Annotated in this window: 17 protein-coding genes; 7 read left to right on the forward strand and 10 right to left on the reverse strand. The window is 66.1% G+C overall.

Going from position 1 to position 20673, the window contains the following annotated elements; genetic code table 11:
* Positions 1 to 3 precede the first annotated feature (3 nt).
* Positions 4 to 672 (forward strand): DUF3239 domain-containing protein, encoded by a 669-nt coding sequence (locus tag EF834_RS03145; RefSeq protein ID WP_127945676.1) that lies wholly within the window; start codon positions 4 to 6, stop codon positions 670 to 672.
* A gap of 39 nt (positions 673 to 711) precedes the next feature.
* Here the strand turns inward: EF834_RS03145 and EF834_RS03150 are convergent, their stop codons facing one another.
* A complete protein-coding gene (locus EF834_RS03150; protein ID WP_235870972.1) occupies positions 712 to 924 on the reverse strand; it encodes a hypothetical protein in 213 nt (70 codons plus the stop codon).
* Between the two features lie 532 nt (positions 925 to 1456).
* On the opposite strand from EF834_RS03150, the gene EF834_RS03155 reads away from it, so the two are divergent.
* The gene (locus EF834_RS03155) at positions 1457 to 3040 is read left to right on the forward strand and encodes an alpha,alpha-trehalose-phosphate synthase (UDP-forming) (protein WP_127945680.1); all 1584 of its coding nucleotides are present in this window, start codon (positions 1457 to 1459) and stop codon (positions 3038 to 3040) included.
* Positions 3041 to 3049: 9 nt separating this feature from the next.
* Positions 3050 to 3976, forward strand: a complete 927-nt coding sequence (locus EF834_RS03160; RefSeq protein WP_127945682.1) for a sigma-70 family RNA polymerase sigma factor — start codon at positions 3050 to 3052, stop codon at positions 3974 to 3976.
* Here the strand turns inward: EF834_RS03160 and EF834_RS03165 are convergent.
* Positions 3945 to 4544: a carboxymuconolactone decarboxylase family protein gene (locus EF834_RS03165; protein ID WP_127945684.1), complete on the reverse strand. Its 600-nt coding sequence runs from the start codon at positions 4542 to 4544 to the stop codon at positions 3945 to 3947. The two genes, EF834_RS03160 and EF834_RS03165, sit on opposite strands and share 32 nt — an antisense overlap.
* 129 nt (positions 4545 to 4673) lie before the next feature.
* Here EF834_RS03165 and EF834_RS03170 point away from each other — a divergent pair, with 129 nt between their 5' ends.
* On the forward strand, positions 4674 to 5858 hold the full coding sequence (locus EF834_RS03170) for a pyridoxal phosphate-dependent aminotransferase (protein ID WP_127945686.1): 1185 nt from the start codon (positions 4674 to 4676) through the stop codon (positions 5856 to 5858).
* Positions 5855 to 6871, forward strand: a complete 1017-nt coding sequence (locus EF834_RS03175; protein ID WP_127945688.1) for an AraC family transcriptional regulator — start codon at positions 5855 to 5857, stop codon at positions 6869 to 6871. Before EF834_RS03170 ends, EF834_RS03175 begins: the two co-directional genes overlap by 4 nt.
* Before the next feature lie 75 nt (positions 6872 to 6946).
* Here the strand turns inward: EF834_RS03175 and EF834_RS03180 are convergent, their stop codons facing one another.
* A complete protein-coding gene (locus tag EF834_RS03180; RefSeq protein WP_127945690.1) occupies positions 6947 to 7990 on the reverse strand; it encodes a zinc-binding dehydrogenase in 1044 nt (347 codons plus the stop codon).
* A gap of 185 nt (positions 7991 to 8175) precedes the next feature.
* Positions 8176 to 9258: a 3-deoxy-7-phosphoheptulonate synthase gene (locus tag EF834_RS03185; RefSeq protein ID WP_127945692.1), complete on the reverse strand. Its 1083-nt coding sequence runs from the start codon at positions 9256 to 9258 to the stop codon at positions 8176 to 8178.
* A gap of 343 nt (positions 9259 to 9601) precedes the next feature.
* Between EF834_RS03185 and metE the strand changes: the two genes are divergently transcribed.
* Positions 9602 to 11878, forward strand: coding sequence for a 5-methyltetrahydropteroyltriglutamate--homocysteine S-methyltransferase (gene metE / locus EF834_RS03190; protein WP_206615162.1), 2277 nt, complete (start codon positions 9602 to 9604; stop codon positions 11876 to 11878).
* Positions 11879 to 11891: 13 nt separating this feature from the next.
* Here the strand turns inward: metE and EF834_RS03195 are convergent, their stop codons facing one another.
* From EF834_RS03195 to EF834_RS03220, 6 genes are all read right to left on the reverse strand, one after another.
* Positions 11892 to 12773: an NAD(P)-dependent oxidoreductase gene (locus tag EF834_RS03195; protein ID WP_127945694.1), complete on the reverse strand. Its 882-nt coding sequence runs from the start codon at positions 12771 to 12773 to the stop codon at positions 11892 to 11894.
* 25 nt (positions 12774 to 12798) lie between these two features.
* Positions 12799 to 13374, reverse strand: a complete 576-nt coding sequence (locus EF834_RS03200; RefSeq protein WP_127945696.1) for a GNAT family N-acetyltransferase — start codon at positions 13372 to 13374, stop codon at positions 12799 to 12801.
* 225 nt (positions 13375 to 13599) lie between these two features.
* A complete protein-coding gene (locus EF834_RS03205) occupies positions 13600 to 16029 on the reverse strand; it encodes an ATP-dependent Clp protease ATP-binding subunit (protein WP_127945698.1) in 2430 nt (809 codons plus the stop codon).
* A gap of 176 nt (positions 16030 to 16205) precedes the next feature.
* The gene (locus tag EF834_RS03210) at positions 16206 to 16988 is read right to left on the reverse strand and encodes an IclR family transcriptional regulator (protein ID WP_127945700.1); all 783 of its coding nucleotides are present in this window, start codon (positions 16986 to 16988) and stop codon (positions 16206 to 16208) included.
* Between the two features lie 84 nt (positions 16989 to 17072).
* On the reverse strand, positions 17073 to 17900 hold the full coding sequence (locus EF834_RS03215; protein ID WP_127945702.1) for a DUF6282 family protein: 828 nt from the start codon (positions 17898 to 17900) through the stop codon (positions 17073 to 17075).
* A gap of 5 nt (positions 17901 to 17905) precedes the next feature.
* Positions 17906 to 18799, reverse strand: coding sequence for a nitrilase-related carbon-nitrogen hydrolase (locus EF834_RS03220; RefSeq protein ID WP_127945705.1), 894 nt, complete (start codon positions 18797 to 18799; stop codon positions 17906 to 17908).
* A gap of 159 nt (positions 18800 to 18958) precedes the next feature.
* Here EF834_RS03220 and EF834_RS03225 point away from each other — a divergent pair, with 159 nt between their 5' ends.
* Positions 18959 to 19972 (forward strand): alpha/beta hydrolase, encoded by a 1014-nt coding sequence (locus EF834_RS03225; protein WP_268960901.1) that lies wholly within the window; start codon positions 18959 to 18961, stop codon positions 19970 to 19972.
* The last annotated feature ends 701 nt before the right edge of the window (positions 19973 to 20673 follow it).

The following is a 20673-nucleotide window of genomic DNA, read 5'->3' on the forward strand; positions in this document are numbered from 1 at the left end:
CCCGTGCGACGCTTCGAGTTCCCGGTCGACAGGCATCACGCCAAAGCAGTAAACGAGACCATCGGCGACATCCGGCACCTGCAGTGGTCCGCGGCGCTGATGGCTGTCCTTCTCGGCGCCGGGTCGGCATGGCTGTTCGTCCTGGGTCGGCCCTGGTCGTACATCGTGGGAGTGGTGCTGGCGATCTGCGCGCTGACGTCGCTGTTCATGGTGGTGTGGACCCCTCGCAAGGTGGGGAGCGTCGAAGACCTGTACGCGAAGGGCGAGTTGGTGCCAGCGGTCGTCTCGGAGATCCACCCCCGCGGCTACACCCTGCTCGCGCTGGTCGACATCGCCAAGCCCGACACCGCCAAGCCGCACTACGCCCTCGTGGCCCGCACGGTCCGGGCGCTGCCGGGCAAGGGGTACAGCGTCGGAGCGCGGATACCATCGACGTCGGTGCTGGGTGACCGCTCGACCCGCTCTCGAGGCGAGACGTATCAGATGGCGAGCATCATGCCGATCGCGTGGGGCACCCGCGACAGCAAGGTCCTCGCGCAGGCCGCGTCGCAGATCGACGGTGTCGAATGGAACCTGCTGAGCGAGAACATCTCCAGTTCGAAGAAGGTGCGCACGTCGGACGGGCAGTTCGTGCTGCTCGATCCGGCCGACCTCCCCGACGAATTGCATTGATGGGATTCGTCGTTCGGGACTCCCGCAGCGGCGAACCCCTCAGATCATCAGCGCCGCAAGGCTGACGCCACCGACGCTTATCAGGCCGACCGTCACCGCGAGGGCCACCGACCCCATCAGGATCAGTGTGGCCAGGGCCGGCACCACTGCGACCACGAACATCAGGGAAGCCCACCACAGCACCGTCCGGACGGAGTTCGATAGCCCAAGATCCAAGTCCCGCAACATGCTCGTCTGGGCAGTACTGGACATCGGCTGTGTAATCGACCCATTCGCGCGGAGTTCCATGAGGTGACCTCCAGTCAGGGGGTCACCTCAGTGTCTCGCACTTCAACGGTTTTCGCAGCACAGTTTCCCGAGGAATTCCGCATTGTCCGCTCTGTCCCGTTCGCCACACGGGGCGAACCGCGTTGAACCGCGGACGATCTCATTGCACTTGTCAATTGGACTGGAATGCGCGCGCTCTGGCTGGATACCGCGACAGGCGCATGCAAAGACAATGCTGCCCAAAGCTTTTCCCTACCACTCTGAGCGCCCGCGACGTGTCCCGTGCCGGACACGTTTGGGCGTGGGAAAGTTGCCGGAACCCCGAATCGTTGATACAACAACTCTATTCCGACAACTGGAGATCTTTCCGGTCCCGTCGGAAGGCGTGGGTAGCCTCGCCAGCGGTCATCCCGATAGGTTCGCCGATTTCCGGAGGGATTCGGGCACTCGGCTTGCGGATCCCGCGAGCGAGGATTCGCGCCGTCCGAGGACGCACCGACCACGGGAGAGTCGCTCGATGATGGATCTGTCCGACCAAAGCGCCACCGTCCTGTCCGATTTCGTCGTCGTGGCCAACCGGCTCCCAGTCGACATGGTGGAACGATCCGACGGCACCACAACGTGGCGGCGCAGTCCCGGTGGACTGGTGACCGCTCTCGAACCGGTACTTCGCAGACGGAACGGGTGCTGGGTCGGATGGCCGGGCGTTTCCGATCGCGACGTCGATCCCTTCGTGCATGACGGTTTGCGCGTGCGCCCGGTTCGCCTCGATGCGCCGGACGTCGAGGGCTTCTACGAGGGCTTCTCCAACAGCACACTGTGGCCGCTGTACCACGATGTCGTGGTGAAACCGACGTTCGACCGGCACTGGTGGGCGGTGTACCGGGACGTGAACCGTCGTTTCGCGCACGCCGCCGCGTCCGCCGCCGCGCCCGGGGCGACGGTCTGGGTCCACGACTACCAGCTACAGCTGGTCCCGCAGATGCTCCGCGAACTGCGCCCGGACGTCACGATCGGGTTCTTCCTTCACATCCCGTTCCCACCGGTCGAGCTGTTCGCTCAATTGCCGTGGCGAAGAAACGTCATGGAGGGCATGCTCGGCGCCGATCTGGTCGGGTTCCACCTCCCCGGTGGGGCCCAGAACTTCGTCGTCCTGGCCCGGCGGATGCTCGGTCTCGAGACCGCCCAGGCCGGGGCTGGGCGCGGTGAAGTCCGGCACGAAGGGCGGACCGTACGGGTCGGCGCCTTCCCGATATCGATCGACGCGGCCGACATGGTCGAGCGGGCCCGCAGCGAATCGGTCCGCCGGCGGTCGCAGGAGATCCGCGAGGATCTCGGCAATCCGGATCACATCCTTCTCGGCGTCGACCGACTGGACTACACCAAGGGCATCGATCTGCGTCTGGATGCGGTAGGCGAGCTGTACGACGAGGGCCGACTCGATCCGAGCCGCACCGTGATGGTCCAGCTCGCGACTCCCAGCCGCGAACAGGTCGAACAGTACGCACTCATGCGGAACTCGATCGAGACGCAGGTGGGACGCATCAACGGCGACCACGGCCAGCTCGGCCACCCCACCGTGCACTACCTGTACCAGCCGGTGGACCGGGACGAGCTGATAGCCCTTTACGTCGCGGCCGACGTCATGCTGGTCACGCCGCTGCGGGACGGCATGAACCTCGTCGCCAAGGAGTATGTGGCGTGCCACCCAGACCACGACGGCGCGCTGGTGCTCAGCGAGTTCACCGGTGCCGCCTCCGAGTTGCGTCGGGCACACCTCGTCAATCCGCATGATCTCGACTTGGTGAAGAACACGATCGTCGCCGCTCTCGAGCAGTCGGACGAGGAGCGACGGAACCGGATGGCCGCACTGCACGCTCAGGTGACCACGAACGACGTGCATCGTTGGGCACAAACATTTCTCGACACCCTCGCCGCTACGAGCGAACAGGCTCCACCCCGGGGACGCGAGGACGCATCCCCCGCATGGCAGATCCCGTCGACAGCGCCGTTCTCGTCGAAGGAGTCTCGCCTCGACGCCACCGCCGCGGGACGGCTTTCCACGCTGCCTCCGTACGAGCCGGACCCGACGCCGTCGTAGGATCGTGACATGGGTGTCGCGACACTGGCGGACTCGTTCGAGGAGCACCGAAGTCACCTGCTGTCCGCGGCGTACCGCCTCACCGGAAGCGTCAGCGACGCTGAGGACGCCGTGCAGGAGACGTGGCTCCGCCTCGCCGATGCCGACGTCGCAACCATTCGTGACCTCCGGGCATGGCTGACAACGGTGGTCGGGCGGATCTGCTTGGATCGACTTCGGTCCGCCGCGGTCCGCCGCGAGAACTACGTCGGACAGTGGCTGCCTGAACCCATCGTGACCGACGTGGCGCCGTCCAGGTCTCCAGACCCGCTGGATTCCGTTGTCCGCCAGGAGGACAACCGCATGGCGGCGATGGTCGTCCTGGACACGCTCTCCCCCGACCAGCGAGTGGCCTTCGTTCTGCACGACGGCTTCGCGATCCCGTTCGGAGAGATCGCAAAGGTTCTGTCGATCAGCGTGCCCACTGCGCGACAACTCGCGTCCCGCGCCCGCCGGGCGGTGGCAGATGCCCCGCCGCCGGTCTCGGAGACAGAACACGCCGAGGCCGTCACGCGGCTGATGGCAGCGCTGTCGAGCGGCGACCTCCAGGCCGTTCTCGCCGCACTGCACCCGGATGCGGTCACGGTCGGCGACGCAAATGGCACCACCACCACCGCTCTCAACGTGATCACCGGGGCCGACCGCTCGGCTCGCTTCTTCCTGGGCCTGGCCCGCAAGTACGGACTGGAGACGATCCTCGGCGCGGTCCCGGTGCTCGTCAACGGCCGACTCGGGTTCCTCAGCCCCAGCTCCCCCGGCGACGAGACCCACCCCGGTATTCCGGGGCGGGTCACCGCCTTCACCGTCCACGACGGCCGCGTCTGGGCTGCCTACGACATCGCGAACCCGGAGAAATTCGGCGGGATCAGGATTGCCGCTCCGCCTCGGATGCGGTAGATGCGTCCCACGGCACCCGGCACGCGTCACCCGAGTTGAAGCCCTGGTCGTGGATGCCCAGTGCCGAGTTCATACGCGCACGCATGTTCTCGAGCGCGATCTGATACGTCAGCTCGACGACGCCGTCGCGTCCGAAGCGCCGCTCGAGGTCGGCCACCTGCTCGTCGGTCGCGCTCGTCGGGGTCTCGGTCATCGCGTCCGCGTATGCGATCGCGGCCCGCTCGTCGTCACTGTAGAGCGGGGACGTGTCGTACTCGCCGATCTGCTGCAGTCGCTCCACGTCGAGACCGTCGAGACGCTGCAGCATGGCGCCGAAATCGATGCACCAGGAGCAGTCGACGGTCCACGCCACCCGATAGACCGCGATCTCACGGATGTTGGGGGCCAGCACCGTCGACGCCTTCTGTGCGCCCATCTCGTGACGTGCCGAGACAGTGAACAGCTTGCGATGATTGGCGAGCACGGCGAACGGTTCGGGGACCTCCCCGAACTGCCGTCCGGCGTACCAGTACGCCGCCTTGACCATCGGTCCGGCCTCCTGCGGGCTCACCGCTTGAATTCGAGCCATGACTTCCTCCATCGTCCGCGTCAGGTCGGCCCGCCGGTTGCGTGCCGTCTACTCCGTAGACGAGACAGCACCGGAGAACGTGACACCGCCGAGATCGTGGGCCATCTGGGCCCTCGCTACGCTGGACAAATGCCCTCAGCGCCCCGTTCCCGTACCGTCTCGCGACTGCAACCCTTCGGGTCCACGATTTTTGCCGAGATGACGGCCCTCGCCACCGAGCACGATGCGATCAACCTGGGCCAGGGCTTTCCCGACACGGACGGTCCGGAGTCGATGCTCGAGGCCGCGCGGCAGGCCATCGCCGATGGTCTCAACCAGTACCCGCCGGGGCCGGGCATGCCGGTGTTGCGGCACGCGATCGCCGCCGACCGGCTCGCGAGGTACGGGATCGCCCACGACCCCGAGCGCGAGGTGCTCGTCACCGTTGGGGCCACGGAGGGCATCAGCGCCGCAATTCTCGGGCTTGTCGAACCCGGCGACGAGGTAGTGCTCATCGAGCCGTACTACGACTCCTACGCGGCGGCCGTCGCGCTCGCAGGCGCGACCCGGCGATCGGTGCCGATGGCGCGGGACGGTGACCGCTTCGCACTCGATCTCGATGCACTGCGCGCCGCGGTGACCCCGAAGACCCGGATGCTGGTGGTGAACTCACCGCACAATCCGACAGGCACGGTGCTCACCAGCGCCGAGATGTCCGCGGTGGCGGAATTGGCTTGCGAGCGCGACCTGCTCGTCCTCAGCGACGAGGTGTACGAGCACCTCGTATTCGACGGCCGTACCCACACTCCGATGGCTTCACTGCCCGGCATGTACGAACGCACCGTCACTGTCTCCAGCGCCGCCAAGACGTTCAGCGTGACCGGCTGGAAGACCGGATGGGCGTGCGGCCCCGGCGAACTCGTCGACGCCGTGCGCGCCGCGAAGCAATTCATGTCCTTCGTGGCCGGTGGCCCGTTCCAGCCTGCGGTCGCACACGCGCTCGAGCACGAGCAGGCGTGGATCGTTGAAATGCGCAACGGATTGCAACGCAAGCGCGATCTACTGGCCTATGCCCTACGTGACGCCGGATTCGGCGTGTACTCGGGCGGAGGCACCTACTTTCTCTGCGCGGACATCACGGGGTTCGGCCTCCGTGACGATATCGAGTTCTGCAGGACGCTTCCCGAACGCGCTGGGGTGGCGGCGGTTCCGCTCAGCGTGTTCACAGACCACCCCGATCAGTGGAATCACCTGGTGCGCTTCGCCTTCTGCAAGCGGGACGAGGTCCTGGTGGAGGCAGCGAAACGACTGGGCCGACTGGAGGTGTCTGGGTGAGCCTGGCAACCATCCCGTCGGACTTTCTCCGACGCTCACTGCGCCTGGCCGAGGCAGCGGGTGCCGACTTGGCGTCGACGCTCGACACGTCCGGTATCGACGTGGCCGCGCTCGACGACCCCCGGGCGCGGCTGACCCCGGAACAGGTCACTGCCGTCACCCAGGCCGCCTGGCAGATGACGGACGACGAACTGTTCGGGCTCGGTGCGGCGCCGGTGCCGCGCGGGACATTTCGGCTGATCTGCCTGGCACTCATCCACCGACCCGACCTGGGCAGCGCGCTCGAGCGGATGGCAGACGTCACCCGTGCCCTCCCGGTCCCGCCACTCACGCTCGTTCACGGCGAGGATTCGACGCGGCTCGAGGTTCGCGTGGACGTCCGCGGCGACGTCTATGCACCGGAGTTCGTCGACGAGGCTTTTCGGCTCGTCACCGATTTCGAGTTGATCCTGCTGCACCGCTTCGCAGCCTGGCTCGTGGGTCGACGCTTGAAGCTGCGCTCGGTGCTGATCCCCTACCCCGAGCCCGAACCGCAGTTCGCGAAACACTACGACGCGATCTTCGGCGTGCCGGTGACATTCGGCGCGCCGGTGGCGTCCCTCGAGTTCGACAACGCCATTCTGCGAGCTCCGATCATCCAGGACGAGCGGAGCCTCGCGGAGTACCTGCGCGAGTCCCCGAACCTCTTGTTGTCCGAACGTGACTACGAGAGCACGGCGTCGGCGCAGGTTCGTCGAGTGCTGGAGATGGGAGTTCAGGGTCGCACCTGCACCGCGGAAGAGATCGCGGAGATGCTGTCGATCAGCGTCCCACACCTGCGCCGGCTGCTCCGGCAGGAGGGAACGTCACTCAACCATCTGCGCGAGGAAGTACTGCGCGACGCCGCGATCGCAGCGCTCCGTCGCGGCGAGCCCGTCGACGAACTGTCCGCCCGGCTGGGCTTCTCCGAGCCGAGCGCGTTCCGCCGAGCGTTCAAGCGATGGACGGGCGCGACGCCCGGTGCCTACCGCTAGACGCCACCGCACCGCATATTGCATGGGCGGGTCCCGGTCTCGGGCAATGACAGGACCCGGCCCATGCGAATCGACTCAGGGCTGCACGAGGATCCGGATCGGATTGCCTTCCTGGGTGCGCAGCTTCTCGATGCCCTTCGCGACGTCCTCGAGCGGGACGATCTCGCTGACCGACCGGGACAGGTCGAGTCGACCACGGGACACGAGTTCGGCGAGGGTTTCGATGTCCGCGTTCTTGTAGCCGAGGTGCCCCATCACTTGTTTCCTCGTGAACGCCAGCGCCGCGCTCGGACCGGCTGAGACTTCCTCGCCGCTCATCCCGACCACGATCAGGCGCCCACCAAAGTCGAGGCAGCGAAGCGCCTGCTCCGACGTGACCTTCAGGCCGACCGAGTCGAACGCGACGTCGAGGAGTCGGCCACCGAGGGCCTCGGCCACCTTCTGAACCAGGTTCTCGTCCCGTGAGTCAAATGCGTAGTCCGCGCCGAGTTCGAGCGCCCGCTCCCGCACTGCAGGGTTGATGTCGAACGCCAGGATCGGGGACGCGCCGACGACGCGCGCCAATTGGACGATGTGGGTGCCGATTCCGCCGACACCCCAGACGCCGACAGCTTCACCGACGGCGACCTCGCCAGTACGCACGACCGCACCGAACGGAGTGGACACGGCGTCGGCGAGCAACGCCGCCTGCTCCATGGACACGTTGTCGGGAATCTTCGTCAGGCCGACCGCCTGGGCTACCGAGTACTCGGCCCACGCACCGTCATAGGCGAAGGCCATCAACTGGATATTCAGGCAGTTCACGATGTCACCGCGACGACAGCTGCGACACTTCATGTCCGGTCGGCCTGCCGCGAGGATCACCCTGTCCCCGATCTCCCAGCCCTCGACCCCGGGCCCGAGCTTCGCGATGGTGCCGGACGACTCGTGTCCCTGCGTCACGACCGGGACGAGGGCGGGGAAAATGCCGTCGAGCAGGCTCAGGTCGGAGTGGCAGATCCCGCAGTAGGCGATCTTGACGAGCACCTCGCCGGGGCCGGGTTCGGGGATCGGGACATCCTCCACCACATTGGTTTTCGTATCTGCATGGAATCGCGCCGCGCGCATCGTCTCTGCCACCGTGTGGTCCTTTCAAAGCCGTGAGAACGGCTCATTCGAAGAACGCGCGCGGCCCACGGAAGTGCGCGTTCCACGGAGCCGAAGGGTCCGAACGCTCCAACCCTACGCCGAAGCGGTGCTGCTCCACGGCCCCGGCCGCGGAGCAGCACCAAGGAGAGCGCGACCGCGCGTCCGTCGTCCTCGAATCACGCGCCCTGGCGGCGGGAGGCGACGGCCTCGGCGAGACGCTCGAGCGTCGCCGCGGTGGTGTTCCAGTCGATGCATGCGTCGGTGATCGACTGACCGTAGGTGAGTTCGTCGCTGCGCCCGAGGGTCAGGTCCTGGCGTCCGGCCTCGATGAAGCTCTCGAGCATGATGCCGACGATGTCCCTGTCACCGGCCGCGACGCGCTCGGCGACGTCGGCGGCGACGTCGACCTGCTTGTTGTGGTCCTTGCGGCTGTTGCCGTGGCTGGCATCGATGACGACCCGCCGCGGCAGATCGGACTTGCGCAACCGCGCCATCGTGTCAGCGACGGTGGCGGCGTCATAGTTAGGCCCATCGGTGCCGCCGCGCAGGATGACGTGGCAGTCGGGGTTGCCGACGGTTTGGATCAGTGCTGCCTGGCCCTCGAGGTCGGTGCCGGGGAACACGTGGCTCGCCGCCGCGGCGCGAACGCCGTCGACGGCCACCTGGACGTCGCCCTCGGTGGAGTTCTTGATCCCGACGGGCATCGACAGCGCACTGCACAGCTGGCGGTGAACCTGGCTGGCCGCGGTGCGGGCGCCGATCGCACCGTAGGTGACCAGATCGGCAATGTACTGCGGCATGATCGGGTCGAGGAACTCGCAGCCGACGGGCAGGCCGAGTCCGGAGATGTCGAGCAGCAGCTTGCGACCGATCCGCAGGCCGGTGTTGATGTCGTAGGTGCCGTCGAGGTGCGGATCGTTGAGCAGCCCCTTCCACCCGAGCGTGGTGCGCGGCTTCTCGAAGTAGACGCGCATGACGATCTGCAGGTCGTCTCGCAACTCCTCGGCCTTCGCCGCGAGTCGGCGCGCGTAGTCCATCGCTGCCTCGGGGTCGTGAACCGAGCACGGGCCGACCACCACGATGAGGCGGTCGTCGCCCCCATCCAGGATGTTGATCGTGTCGGCACGCCCGGAGCGAACGGTGGCCGTTGCCACCTCGTCAGGGGTGTGCTCGGCACGCACGACGGACGGCGCCACGAGCGGGCTGATGCTGACGGTGCGCTGATCGTCGAGGCGCTGGTCGTTGGTGAGAACTGTCATCTCGGTTCGGTTTCCTATTCTCAGGCCGACCCTCGAAGACTTGAAGAATCCCAGCGAGCCGGCCCGTCATCCGGCTCTCGGGTGGGAGATTGTCAGCGCGCGGTTACGCCGACCGACCCACCCGGGGCCGGCCTGGTAAACCAGAAATAAGTCGCTGACACGCGGCCCACGTTAGCGGGTCCGGTTCGGCCACGCACCATCACCCCCGGCGAACGAGACAACGATCACAGCATCCACACGAGGTCACGATCGCTTCGTGATGGACGAGCGAGGGTCGACCGGCGCCTATGCTGGGCGGTGCAGATGGTTCGGCTGGCGCGGCCATGAGCAACCGGAGAGCAACGTGACCCTCGCTTTCACCGCAACCGTGCTGGGCTCCCCGCGAATCGGGCCCCGTCGCGAACTCAAGAAGGCCGTCGAGTCCTACTGGGCCGGGAACCTCGACGCCTCTGCGCTCGAGTCGGTCGGCAGGGACCTGCGCCGACGGACCTGGACCGAGCTCGTCGACGCCGGGATCGACTCTGTCCCCGTCAACACCTTCTCGTTCTACGACCAGATGCTCGACACCGCCGTGATGCTCGGCGCGTTGCCCGAGCGGGTCTCCGGGATCGACAGCGAGTTGGATCGTTACTTCGCGGCCGCTCGCGGCACCACGACGATCGCGCCGCTCGAGATGACGAAGTGGTTCGACACCAACTACCACTACCTGGTCCCCGAGATCACCCCCGCCAGCCGGTTCACGTTGAACGCGGCGAAGGTGCTCGGTGAGGTCGAGGAGGCCCTCGCGCTCGGCGTCCCGGCGCGCCCGGTCGTGATTGGACCGGTCACCTTTCTCCTGCTGTCGAAGTCCGACGACCGCGCGCCCCTGGACCACCTCGACGACGTCGTGCCGCTGTATGCGGAACTGCTGGGACTCCTCGCCGACACCGGCGTGAAGTGGGTCCAGATCGACGAGCCCGCACTGGTCGCCGATCGCACGGCAGCCGAGCTGGAAGCGACCCGCTCGGTGTACGACCGACTCGCCGCGCTGAACCATCGTCCCGCGATCCTGGTCGCGTCGTACTTCGGTGATCTCGGTGATGCGCTGACCGCACTCGTCGAGACCGGTGTGGAGGGCATCGCCGTCGACCTCGTCGCCGGCTCACTCGACCACGTCGTCGCGACGCCGGGAATCGAAGGCAAGCACATCGCCGCCGGTGTCATCGACGGCCGCAACGTCTGGAGGAGCGATCTCGACGGCTCCCTGACTGCCCTCGAAACCCTCCGGGATCGTGCAGGTTCGGTAGCGGTTTCCACATCGTGCTCGCTGCTGCACGTGCCCTACACCCTCGACGGCGAGAACGGACTCGACCCCGCACTCCGGTCATGGCTGGCCTTCGGTTCCGAGAAGATCCGTGAGGTTGCGACGCTCGCGACCGCCGTGCGCTCGGGACATGCCGCGATCGGTGACCAACTCGCCCAGTCCCGTGCCGCGGCCGAGACGCGCGCCTCCGACCCGCGACTGCACGACAACGCGATCCGCGCACGGCTCGCCGCACTGACGGATTCGGAGCGCAGCCGGACCCCGGCACCGGACCGTCGGACCGCACAGGATTCCGAGTTGTCCCTGCCGAAGTTGCCGACCACCACGATCGGCTCATACCCGCAGACGACCGCGATCCGAGTGGCACGCGCAGCCTTGCGCAAAGGTGAGATCGGCCAGGCGGAGTACGTGCGCCGGATGCGCGCCGAGATCGCCGACGTCGTTGCACTCCAGGAGGATCTGGGGCTGGATGTGCTGGTCCACGGTGAGCCGGAGCGCAACGACATGGTGCAGTACTTCGCCGAGCAGTTCGACGGGTTCTTCGCGACCGCGAACGGTTGGGTGCAGTCGTACGGCAGCCGGTGCGTCCGCCCACCGATCCTCTACGGCGACGTGCGCAGACCGAAACCGATGACCATCGAGTGGATCTCGTACGCGCAGTCGCTCACCGACAAGCCGGTCAAGGCCATCCTCACCGGTCCGGTCACCATCCTCGCCTGGTCGTTCGTTCGCGACGACCAGTCCCTGGCGGAGTCGGCCGACCAGATTGCGCTCGCGATCCGTGACGAGACCGCCGACCTGGAGACGTCCGGAGTGAGGGTGATCCAGGTCGACGAGCCCGCGCTGCGCGAGTTGCTGCCGTTGCGCGCCGCCGACCAATCCGCCTACCTGGACTGGGCCGTGGGCGCGTTCCGGCTCGCGACATCTGGCGTCGCCGACACGACCGCAATCCACACCCATCTGTGCTACTCGGAGTTCGGCGACGTCATCGGTGCAATCGCGGGACTGGACGCGGACGTCACCTCGATCGAGGCGGCACGGTCGCACATGGAGGTCCTCGACGATCTCAACGCCGTCGGCTTCGACCTGGGCGTCGGCCCCGGTGTCTACGACATCCACTCGCCGCGAGTGCCGTCGGTCGACGAGATCGCCGGTTCGCTGCGGGCCGCATTGGGGGCCGTGCCGGCCGAACGCCTGTGGGTCAACCCGGACTGTGGCCTGAAGACCCGCCGACGAGCCGAGGTCGAATCGTCACTGCGCAACATGGTGGACGCCGCACACTTGGTGCGCGCCGAGCACGGTTGGATCTCGACCTGATCGAGGTGGACGCCTACTCGCCGGCCAGTCCGGCGCGACGACGAGTCGCCTCGGTGATCGAGCACCAGTCCTGATCGGCCTGCCCGTGGGCGAGGGCGTCGAGGAACAGATCCTCGAGGACGCTACCGAAGGGCAGGCCCAACTGGGCCTCGCGGGCCTGGGACAGTGCCAGCCGAACGTCTTTGAGCCCCAACGCGAGCCGGAACCCGGCCGGCTCGTATCGGCGCTGAGAGATCATCTTGCCGTAGCCACCGTAGACCCTGCCAGGGAAGAGGCTGTCATTCATGACTTCCATCAGCAACTCGGGCGAACCGCCGACCTTCTCGGCCACCGTCGTCGCCTCGGCCATCGCCTGAATCGCATTCGCGATCAGGTAGTTTCCGAGGATCTTCACGGTGTTCGCCTGCTTGGCGTCGTCCCCGACCCGCCAGGTACGACGCCCGATCACGTCGAAAAGCGGGGCGACCTCATCGATCGCACCGGCATCTCCTGCGGCGACCACGGTCAGTTCCCCCGCCTCCGCCACCTCGGGCCGGCCGAACACCGGAGCCGCTACGTAGGAGACGCCCTTTTCGTTCAGAGCGGCCTCGGCCTCCGCGGACATGCCGGGACTGACGGTGGCCAGATTGACGTGCACCGAACCGTGTTTTGCGGCTCGCAGCGACGACGTCGACAACACCGAGTCCGCGAACGCCCGATCGTCAGCGAGCGAGCTGACCACGACGGACTTGTGCAACACGGCGGACAGGTCAGGCGCCTCGGACGCTCCGGAATCGACGACACTCGCCGCCTTGCCGGGGCTACGGTTCCACACCGTCACGTCGTACCCGGCGCGAGCGATGTTGCGCGCCATGGGACGCCCCATCCTGCCCATTCCAAGGAATCCGATGTCCACGGCAACCTCCGGCCCGAAATCGCGGTCACACGGTTGGATCCACTGTAGCGCCGTGAGATGGACAAGGTGCACCGTGATCCGCTGCCGGAATGCCCTGATTCAGGTCCAGCACCATCGTCCCGGGCAGGGTGTCGCCGCCTGCATCCACGAAGCCCAAGGATTCGTACAAATTCCTTGCAGGATTGCCATCCTCGACGCTCAAACTGACACCCGCGTTTCCTCGACTACAGGCGACCGAGATTGCATCGTTCATGATTTCCCTGCCCAACCCCGAGCCACGTACAGACTCCTGTACACATACGCTCAACTCACCGATCTGGGGTTTCACGAATCCGTAGCCGGGATCCTCCGAGGGCAAGAAGACTATCCACACCACGCCAACCCAACGGGCGCGATGAAATGCAACTACTCCGAAGTCGCCCCGTTCCGGGACCACTGTGGCGTAGTGCGCGAACTCGGGGTTCGAAAGAACGTCGCGTTCGCGGAACCGCGCTTCGTTCCAATTGAGATTGATGAGCGTGGCTTCGAGGAGGATCGCCTCATCGCCCGACCGGAGGTCACGCTTCCGCAGTCCGAGTCGACCACTAGCCGAATTCGACATCCAGGTTCCTCCCGCAGCGGAATTCTCATCATCGTGGACCGGAGATACCGGCAACCGACTCGACCTCCATGGTGCGGAGGTTGTCGGCGAAACCTTATACGTCTCCGGTTCGATCCAGGTCGCCGCCAAGAACGGACGAGACGATCAGCAATTCGAACCGCGGATACGACGAAGGGCGGGACAGGTGAATACGGCCCACCTGCCCCGCCCCGACGGTCTCGCCTATCAGCTGACGACGAGATCCAGTTCGTCGTCGGTGACCTTGACCGTGATCCGGCCGCCGGCGTCGAGGACGTCGTCGAGCAGCAGATCGGCGATCCGGTCCTCGACCTCACGCGCGATCGTCCTGCGCAGCGGGCGCGCCCCGAACTCGGGCTGGTGCCCTTGCTCGGCGATCCAGTCGACCGCATCGGGTGTGAACTCGATGTCGATGTCCTTGGCCCGCAGACGGTCCCGGCTCTCGCTGAGTAGCAGATCGGTGATCAGGTGCAGCTGCTGGGCCTCGAGCTTGCGGAAGATGACGATCTCGTCGATCCGGTTGAGGAACTCCGGCCGGAACGACTCTCGCAGGCGGCCCATCACCCTGTCACGCAACGGCTTCTCGGCCGCAGCGGCGTCGCCAGTGGTGAAGCCCAGTGCTCCACCCTTGCTCGAGATGATGTCCGATCCGAGGTTGCTGGTCATGATCAGGACGGTGTTCTTGAAGTCCACCGTCCGTCCCTGACCGTCGGTCAGCCGTCCGTCGTCGAGCACCTGCAGCAACACGTTGAACACGTCGGGGTGTGCCTTCTCGATCTCGTCTAGCAGGATCACCGAGTACGGGTGCCGTCGTACCTGTTCGGTGAGCTGGCCGGCCTCGCCGTAGCCGACGTAGCCGGGGGGCGCCCCGACCAGCCGGCTCGCGGTGTGCCGCTCGCCGAACTCACTCATGTCGAGCCGCAGCATCTTGCTCTCGTCCCCGAACAGCGAATGAGCCAACGCCTTCGCGAGCTCGGTCTTGCCGACACCGGTCGGACCCAAGAACAGGAAGCTGCCCACTGGTCGACGCGGATCGCCCATACCGGTCCGGCTGCGCCGCACCGCCCGTGCGATCGCCTCGACCGCGTCTTCCTGCCCGACGACTCGCTGGTGCAGCTCGTCCTCGAGCCGGCGCAGGCGTTCCTTCTCCTGCCGCGTCATCTGGCTGGCCGGAATCCCGGTCGCCCGAGCGACGATCTCCGCGATGTCGTCCGCGGTCACCGATGGTGTCTCGACAGCGATTTCACCTGTACGCGACTCGGCAAGACGCTGCTCGACCCCGGCGATCTCGTCACGCAGGTGCGACGCACGCTCGTACTGCTCGGCCTCGACCGCGGCTTCCTTGTCCTTCTCGAGCCGCGTGATCCGCTGCAGCAGGGCTTTCGCACCCTGGCCGGATACGCCGATTTGCAGTCGCTTTCGTGCTCCTGCCTGGTCGAGCAGGTCGATCGCCTTGTCCGGCAGGTAGCGGTCAGCGATGTAGCGCGACGACAGATCGACAGCGGCCGCGATCGCCTCGTCGGTGTACTGGACACGGTGATGGTCCTCATATTGCTCACGCAGCCCGCTCAGGATCGCCTTGGCATCGTCGGGAGTCGGTTCGTTTACCGTCACCGGCTGGAACCGCCGTTCGAGCGCCGGATCCTTCTCGACGTGCTTGCGGTATTCGTCGAGCGTGGTCGCGCCGACGACGTGCACCTCGCCGCGGGCCAGCCTCGGCTTGAGAATGTTACCGGCATCCATCGCGCCCTCGCCGCCGGCTCCTGCACCGACGATCGTGTGGAGCTCGTCGATGAAGACGATCAACTGACCGTCCTGTGAGACGATCTCGTCGACCGCCTTGGTCAGCCGCTCCTCGAAGTCACCGCGGTAGCGGGTTCCGGACAGCATGCCCGCCAGATCCAGCTGAACGATCTTCTTGTCCGCCAAGGCCTCCGGAACGTCGCCGCTCACGATCCGCTGCGCCAGTCCCTCGACGATGGCGGTCTTGCCGACACCGGCCTCTCCAACCAGGACCGGGTTGTTCTTGGTCCGTCGGGCCAAGATCTCGATGGCCTGCTCTATCTCCCCACTGCGGCCGATGACCGGGTCGACGCCGCCCGAGCGGGCGCGTTCGGTCAGGTCGGTACCGTACTTGTCGAGAGTGGGAGTACTCGAATCTTGCTGCGGCATGTCCGGACCCGAAGCAATCGCGGACTGCATCGATTCCGGTGTGACCCCCGCCGACGCCAGGACACGTCCCGCGGTCGAGTCACCACCCGAGACCAACGAGAGGAAAATGTGCTCGGGGTCGATATACGTCGAGCCCAGTGAACGAGCGATCTGGTGGGCCTCGAGCAGAGTCCGACGGCCTGCGGCCGTGACGGTCGGTGCGGTCGACACCGCTTCGCGACCTCGCGGTAGGCGCGCCTCCGCACTCTTCGAGATCGCCTCCGGATCTCCACCCACGCGCTTGACAATGTCACGCACAGGGTCCTTGTCCGCGGCTACGTACAGGATGTGCAGCGCGTCGAGACTCGTATCGCCCCGGCCGGCAGCGAACCGCGCGGCGTCCGCCATCAACTGCTGAGTGTCGTTGCTCATGAGACGGGTGATGTCGATCCGGCCGGACCGTTCGGGCCCGAAGAATGCCTGCATTCCGCAGCCTCCTCCAAGATTGAGTCTGATTGACTCATGGAACATGCATCACGGAAATTCAATTCCCCGTTCGAAAAGGTGTGAGAGCCACCACAACCGGCGCACCACCCGTCAACCGCGAGCACGCGCAGCGCATCCGCTCCCACAGATGGCGGTCGGTACGCAGATCCCAAGGCTCAGGCAACCGTGCCTTCCCCGGCTTCTTGCAGCAGCTGGGAGATGGTGTCGGCGGCGGCGCGCACCTCGCGACCCACCTTGTCTCGACCGCGCCCGAGCCGGAACTTGGGAGCGGAGACGTTAACCGCCGCAACGACACGGCCCCGCGAGTCGACGACCGGCGCCGCGGCCGCCACCAGACCGGCCTCGAACTCCTCTTCCGACCACGCATAACCCTGCCTTCTGGCGCGAGCGAGACGGGCGAGCATCTCGTCGATGTTTCGGGGGGACGCCGGTCCTGTCGGCTCGAACCGCGCGTCTTGCAGCAGTTGTCGGACCGCGGCGTCCGAGTGGCCCATCAGCAGGGCGTGCCCCGCGGAGGTCGAGTGCACCGGAGACGATCGCCCCACCCAACCGATCACCTGGATCATCGAGGGCCCATCCTCCGACAACACGGTCAGTACGTGGTCGCCCTGCAGCACCGAAAGGTGCGCCCGTTCGCCGATCCTCGACACCAACTGGCGCAGGATGGGGGCGGCGATGTTGACCAGCCGGTGGTTGCCGGCCGACTCGGCGAGCGTGAACAGCCGCCAACCGAGCCGATACGCGAGCGTCTCCGGGTCCCGATCGACGAATCCGGCCTCAGCGAGGGTCTTCAGCGACCTCGACACCTGGCTCTTTTCTCGCCCCACCGCCCGCGCGACCTCCCCGACCCTCAGGCTGTCACCCTGGCTACCTGCCGCTCCCAGAGCGATCAGGATGTCGAGCGCTCGCTGCACACTCGTCGACGCTTCACTTGCCATGGTCGCCACTATGCGACACCGTGGCAACAGGAACAACTTCTGTTGCAGATAGTGCAACGCTTTCGAGAAGGCAGAGGTCGCATGTCAGGGCGTGACCAGCGCCTCCGGGATGTCCGACGCGCAGCCGATCAAGGCGCTACGGTCGAGCCCCTCCGCGGCGAGCGCTTCGATCAGCATGAGCAATGCCTCCGGCGGCGGGGGACTGTCCGGTTGCCCCGCGTCGGAGGACAGGATGGTTCGGTCGTACCCGACCGTGCGCACCAGCGCCGCCAGTCGGGCGGCGTCCATGCCCCGCTGATGGAGTAGCTGGAAAGCGGTGATCTCGGCGAAGGCCCCGTGCTCGGTGAACGCCACAGCCTCGTGGGCACTCATCGCCGGGACTGTGTACGACGGGTGCGTCAACAGCAGACGCCGCACCCCCGCGGCCCGGGCTGCCGGGATCAACCACGCGACCTCCTCTGTGCTGAGATGTCCGGTCGCCAACACGGCATCTGCCTCGGCGATCAGATCGAGCACCTGGAGCACCCGCTTCTCGACAGAATCGTCCACCGGTGGAATCGCGTAGGTCGTCGCGTCGAGGCCAGTGCGGGCGCAACACAGCCGCGGCAACCCGGCGGCATGCTGCGTATGGGCGTCCGCGGTGGGCATCCAGATCACCCGCGCCCCCATCATCAAGGCCGCTGCGACCGCCGCCGGGTTGATTCCACCGACGTGATGGTTGAGCGCCTGACCGCCGTAGACTTTCAGTCCGAGTCCGGCGTTGGCGGCCTGCGCACGGCCGGCGGTGCCGTCGTAGTGCCCCTTCAGAACGCAGCCGGAGAACCCGGCATCGGCGTACCAACGAAGAATCTGGGCGTCGTCACCACTGCGCTCCCAGACATCAGGGGCGGCGTGAACGTGCAGATCAAACATCTGAATCAAACATTGATGTTGGTCGCGTGAGTTCGCGAAAGCTCGATCGGGAAACGAGGCGCGACGCCGCTCAGAGCGTCACCAGCCTCGCGGATCAACCGTTGCACCTCGTGTTCGATGAGGCCGAGGCGTGCCTCGGCGATCAACGGCACCTCCTGCCGACGGCGCCGCGCAACCGGCACCTCGATTTCCCTCACTAGTAGGTTCGGTTCCCACAGTGGAGCCTCCGCGACAGTTCGCCCATCAGGGTCGATCACTCGAGATCCGCCCCAGAAGGTGGCGCCGTGCTCGTCACCTACCCGATTGACGAACACGACCCAGCATTGCTGCATCCGCGCAATGAAGGCCATCAACCGACACCAGTATTCGATGATGTCGTGCGAATCGGAGCCGAGGACGGCGGCACTGTTGGTGGGCACGAGCAGCACCTCGGCGCCATCCTGCGCTGCCAGCCACGGTAGGGCGGGCTGCCACGCGTCATTGCAGATGAGTGTCGCTATACGGCCGAAGCGGGTGTCGAAGGCTCGCATGCCCTGGCCGGGACTGCTGCCCTTGCGCTCCTCCCACACCGCATAGTTCGGCAGATACAACTTGCGGTGGACGAAATGCGTTCGGCCACCTGAGAAGTATCCAGCCGAATTGTAGGTGCGGACGCCTCCGTCCTCGTAGAACCCGGCTACCACGTCCACCGCACCGGACGAAAGCTCAGCGATTCGCGAGTCGGAGGAAGAAACCGCGCGCTCGGCGGCCTGCGCTAGCGGATTGCCGTGCAGCGACAACTCTGGGAAGACGACCAGATCGGCGCCGGCGGCCGTAGCCTCCGCGACAGTACTTCGTGCGAGGGCCAAGTTCTTCTCGATGTCCCCCCTACAGTCCACCTGCGCCAATGCGATCCTCACGAAATCAACCTCCTCACTTGTCGTATTGGCACCCATGTATGGCATCGCCGAGGGCTATACACAATGCTCGTTGCTGAGTCAGCAACGCTCAGCACGTATATCCGAGTTGCGTATACAGCAACGATGATTGTCCGAGAGGCAACGCGCCCCCCACGATGAGTGACGAACACGATCGCGGCCTCATCGGAACACCGGGTTCGCACCGACGACACCCTTACATCCCCTCGAGCGTCGCCGAATCAGGAGAAGACTCACATGATCATCCGGCCCCTACCCTTCTTCAGCAGCGGAAGCCGCCTCGACGCCGACCTGCACCTGCCCGACGACGACGGCGCGGGCGCCCCGTACCCGGTGGTGGTCGCTGCGTCCGGATACCAGGGGCTCAAGGTCATCCATCCCGAACGCTTCGCCCGCGCCCTCACTCCCCTCGGCTACGCCGTGCTGGCCTTCGATTACCGCGGCTTCGGCCAGTCCGAGGGAGAACGTGGGCGTTTGCCACCGCAAGACTGGGCCGAGGACGTACGCGCTGCGGTCGACCGCGTCGCCGCTGTGAAAGAACTCGACGCAGACCGCATCGCGCTGGTCGGCTGGGGACTCGGCGGCGGCGTCGTCGTCGCCGAGGCAGCTGAGGATCCTCGCGTGCATGCAGTGGCCTGCCTCAACGGGGTCGCCGACGGCACTCGTTCCACCCGCAATATGCACGACGAGGAATCCTGGAACAGACTGCTCGAGCGGATCGACGCCGATCGCGGGCGCCGCGCCGAGTACGGACGCTCCGAGATCACTTCACCTTGGGACATCGTCCGCCTCGATCTCGACGGTCAGACCGACACATACGTCGGCGACGAGTTGTACAAGGCGCCCGGGTTCGGTTCCGGTGTGAGCCTCGAATCGGCGGACATGCTGCTGCGGTTCAGCCCCGAGCGGGTCGTCGGCCGAATCGCACCGCGCCCGATCCTCATCATCCACGGCGATCAGAACGAGCTGCACCGCCCGGAGGAAGCACAGTCGATGTTCGACCATGCGAACGAGCCGAAGCAACTGGTGTTCCTCGAAGGTCACGGCCACACCGAGTTCATGTTCGACGACCATCCGACGTTCAAGCGGATCGTCGATACCCTCGACAAGTTCCTGACGAACGCTCTGCAGCCTCAGCCGCCCACGGCGGGCTGACCCCACCGACCGAGTGGGTCACGTGAGACGCACCTACCCGCGCGACCCACTCCACCACTCCCCGGTTCGCCCCGAGGGTACGCACCGAGTTCGGCCGCTCCGGATACCAAGTGAGTATGTGTCTGCCGGGAGACCTATCGTCGGGGCGGAGCCCGGACACAGCGCCCCTTCCGTTGCCGTAGGTGACCAACACCCTCCCCGCTGTGGCCCCGGTCGTCGGCGACAGCATCGTCCGTGCGGACGGTTTGTGCTGCTCGCACCAACTCGCAGATCTCGCCGACCGCCGTGGCCGGCAACTGGCACATTTACCGGTGTACCGGTTTCTGCGCCGCGCATGGGTGTCCTCGGCGGACAGATCCGACAGAAGGGACAGAAGGTCTAGGCGTTGTAAATCACCCGTATCCCAACTGTTGCACTCTTTGCATCACATCATGGCCTTTGTTTACACACGAAAGTTAGCCTCATCACATGATTACCGGACCGGCGCCGGGCAGGAGCAGCGAAGATCATCGCTGCCTTCGAGGCGCTGGCGGTCGACGTGTCGATCACCGAACCGCACGGCGTGCCTGTTTCGGGGATCGCACGAGCGGCCGACCGCGATAGGACAACATTCCAGCGTTCGCACGGCACGTGAGCACAGCCCGCGCGAAGTTCACCCGAGTACGCCTGCGACACCAGCGAGCCTGAACCAGCTTTGCGTT

The organism is Rhodococcus spongiicola (assembly GCF_004011835.1).
Classification (GTDB): domain Bacteria; phylum Actinomycetota; class Actinomycetes; order Mycobacteriales; family Mycobacteriaceae; genus Prescottella; species Prescottella spongiicola.

Coding starts and splice junctions, on each gene's coding strand:
- EF834_RS03185 (WP_127945692.1), bottom strand. CDS start 9,258: ATGACAGTTCTCACCAACGACCAGCGCCTCGACGATCAGCGCACCGTC.
- EF834_RS03150 (WP_235870972.1), bottom strand. CDS start 924: ATGTCCAGTACTGCCCAGACGAGCATGTTGCGGGACTTGGATCTTGGG.
- EF834_RS03155 (WP_127945680.1), top strand. CDS start 1,457: ATGATGGATCTGTCCGACCAAAGCGCCACCGTCCTGTCCGATTTCGTC.
- EF834_RS03210 (WP_127945700.1), bottom strand. CDS start 16,988: ATGGCAAGTGAAGCGTCGACGAGTGTGCAGCGAGCGCTCGACATCCTG.
- EF834_RS03205 (WP_127945698.1), bottom strand. CDS start 16,029: ATGCAGGCATTCTTCGGGCCCGAACGGTCCGGCCGGATCGACATCACC.
- EF834_RS03200 (WP_127945696.1), bottom strand. CDS start 13,374: ATGTCGAATTCGGCTAGTGGTCGACTCGGACTGCGGAAGCGTGACCTC.
- EF834_RS03160 (WP_127945682.1), top strand. CDS start 3,050: ATGGGTGTCGCGACACTGGCGGACTCGTTCGAGGAGCACCGAAGTCAC.
- EF834_RS03170 (WP_127945686.1), top strand. CDS start 4,674: ATGCCCTCAGCGCCCCGTTCCCGTACCGTCTCGCGACTGCAACCCTTC.
- EF834_RS03215 (WP_127945702.1), bottom strand. CDS start 17,900: ATGTTTGATCTGCACGTTCACGCCGCCCCTGATGTCTGGGAGCGCAGT.
- EF834_RS03165 (WP_127945684.1), bottom strand. CDS start 4,544: ATGGCTCGAATTCAAGCGGTGAGCCCGCAGGAGGCCGGACCGATGGTC.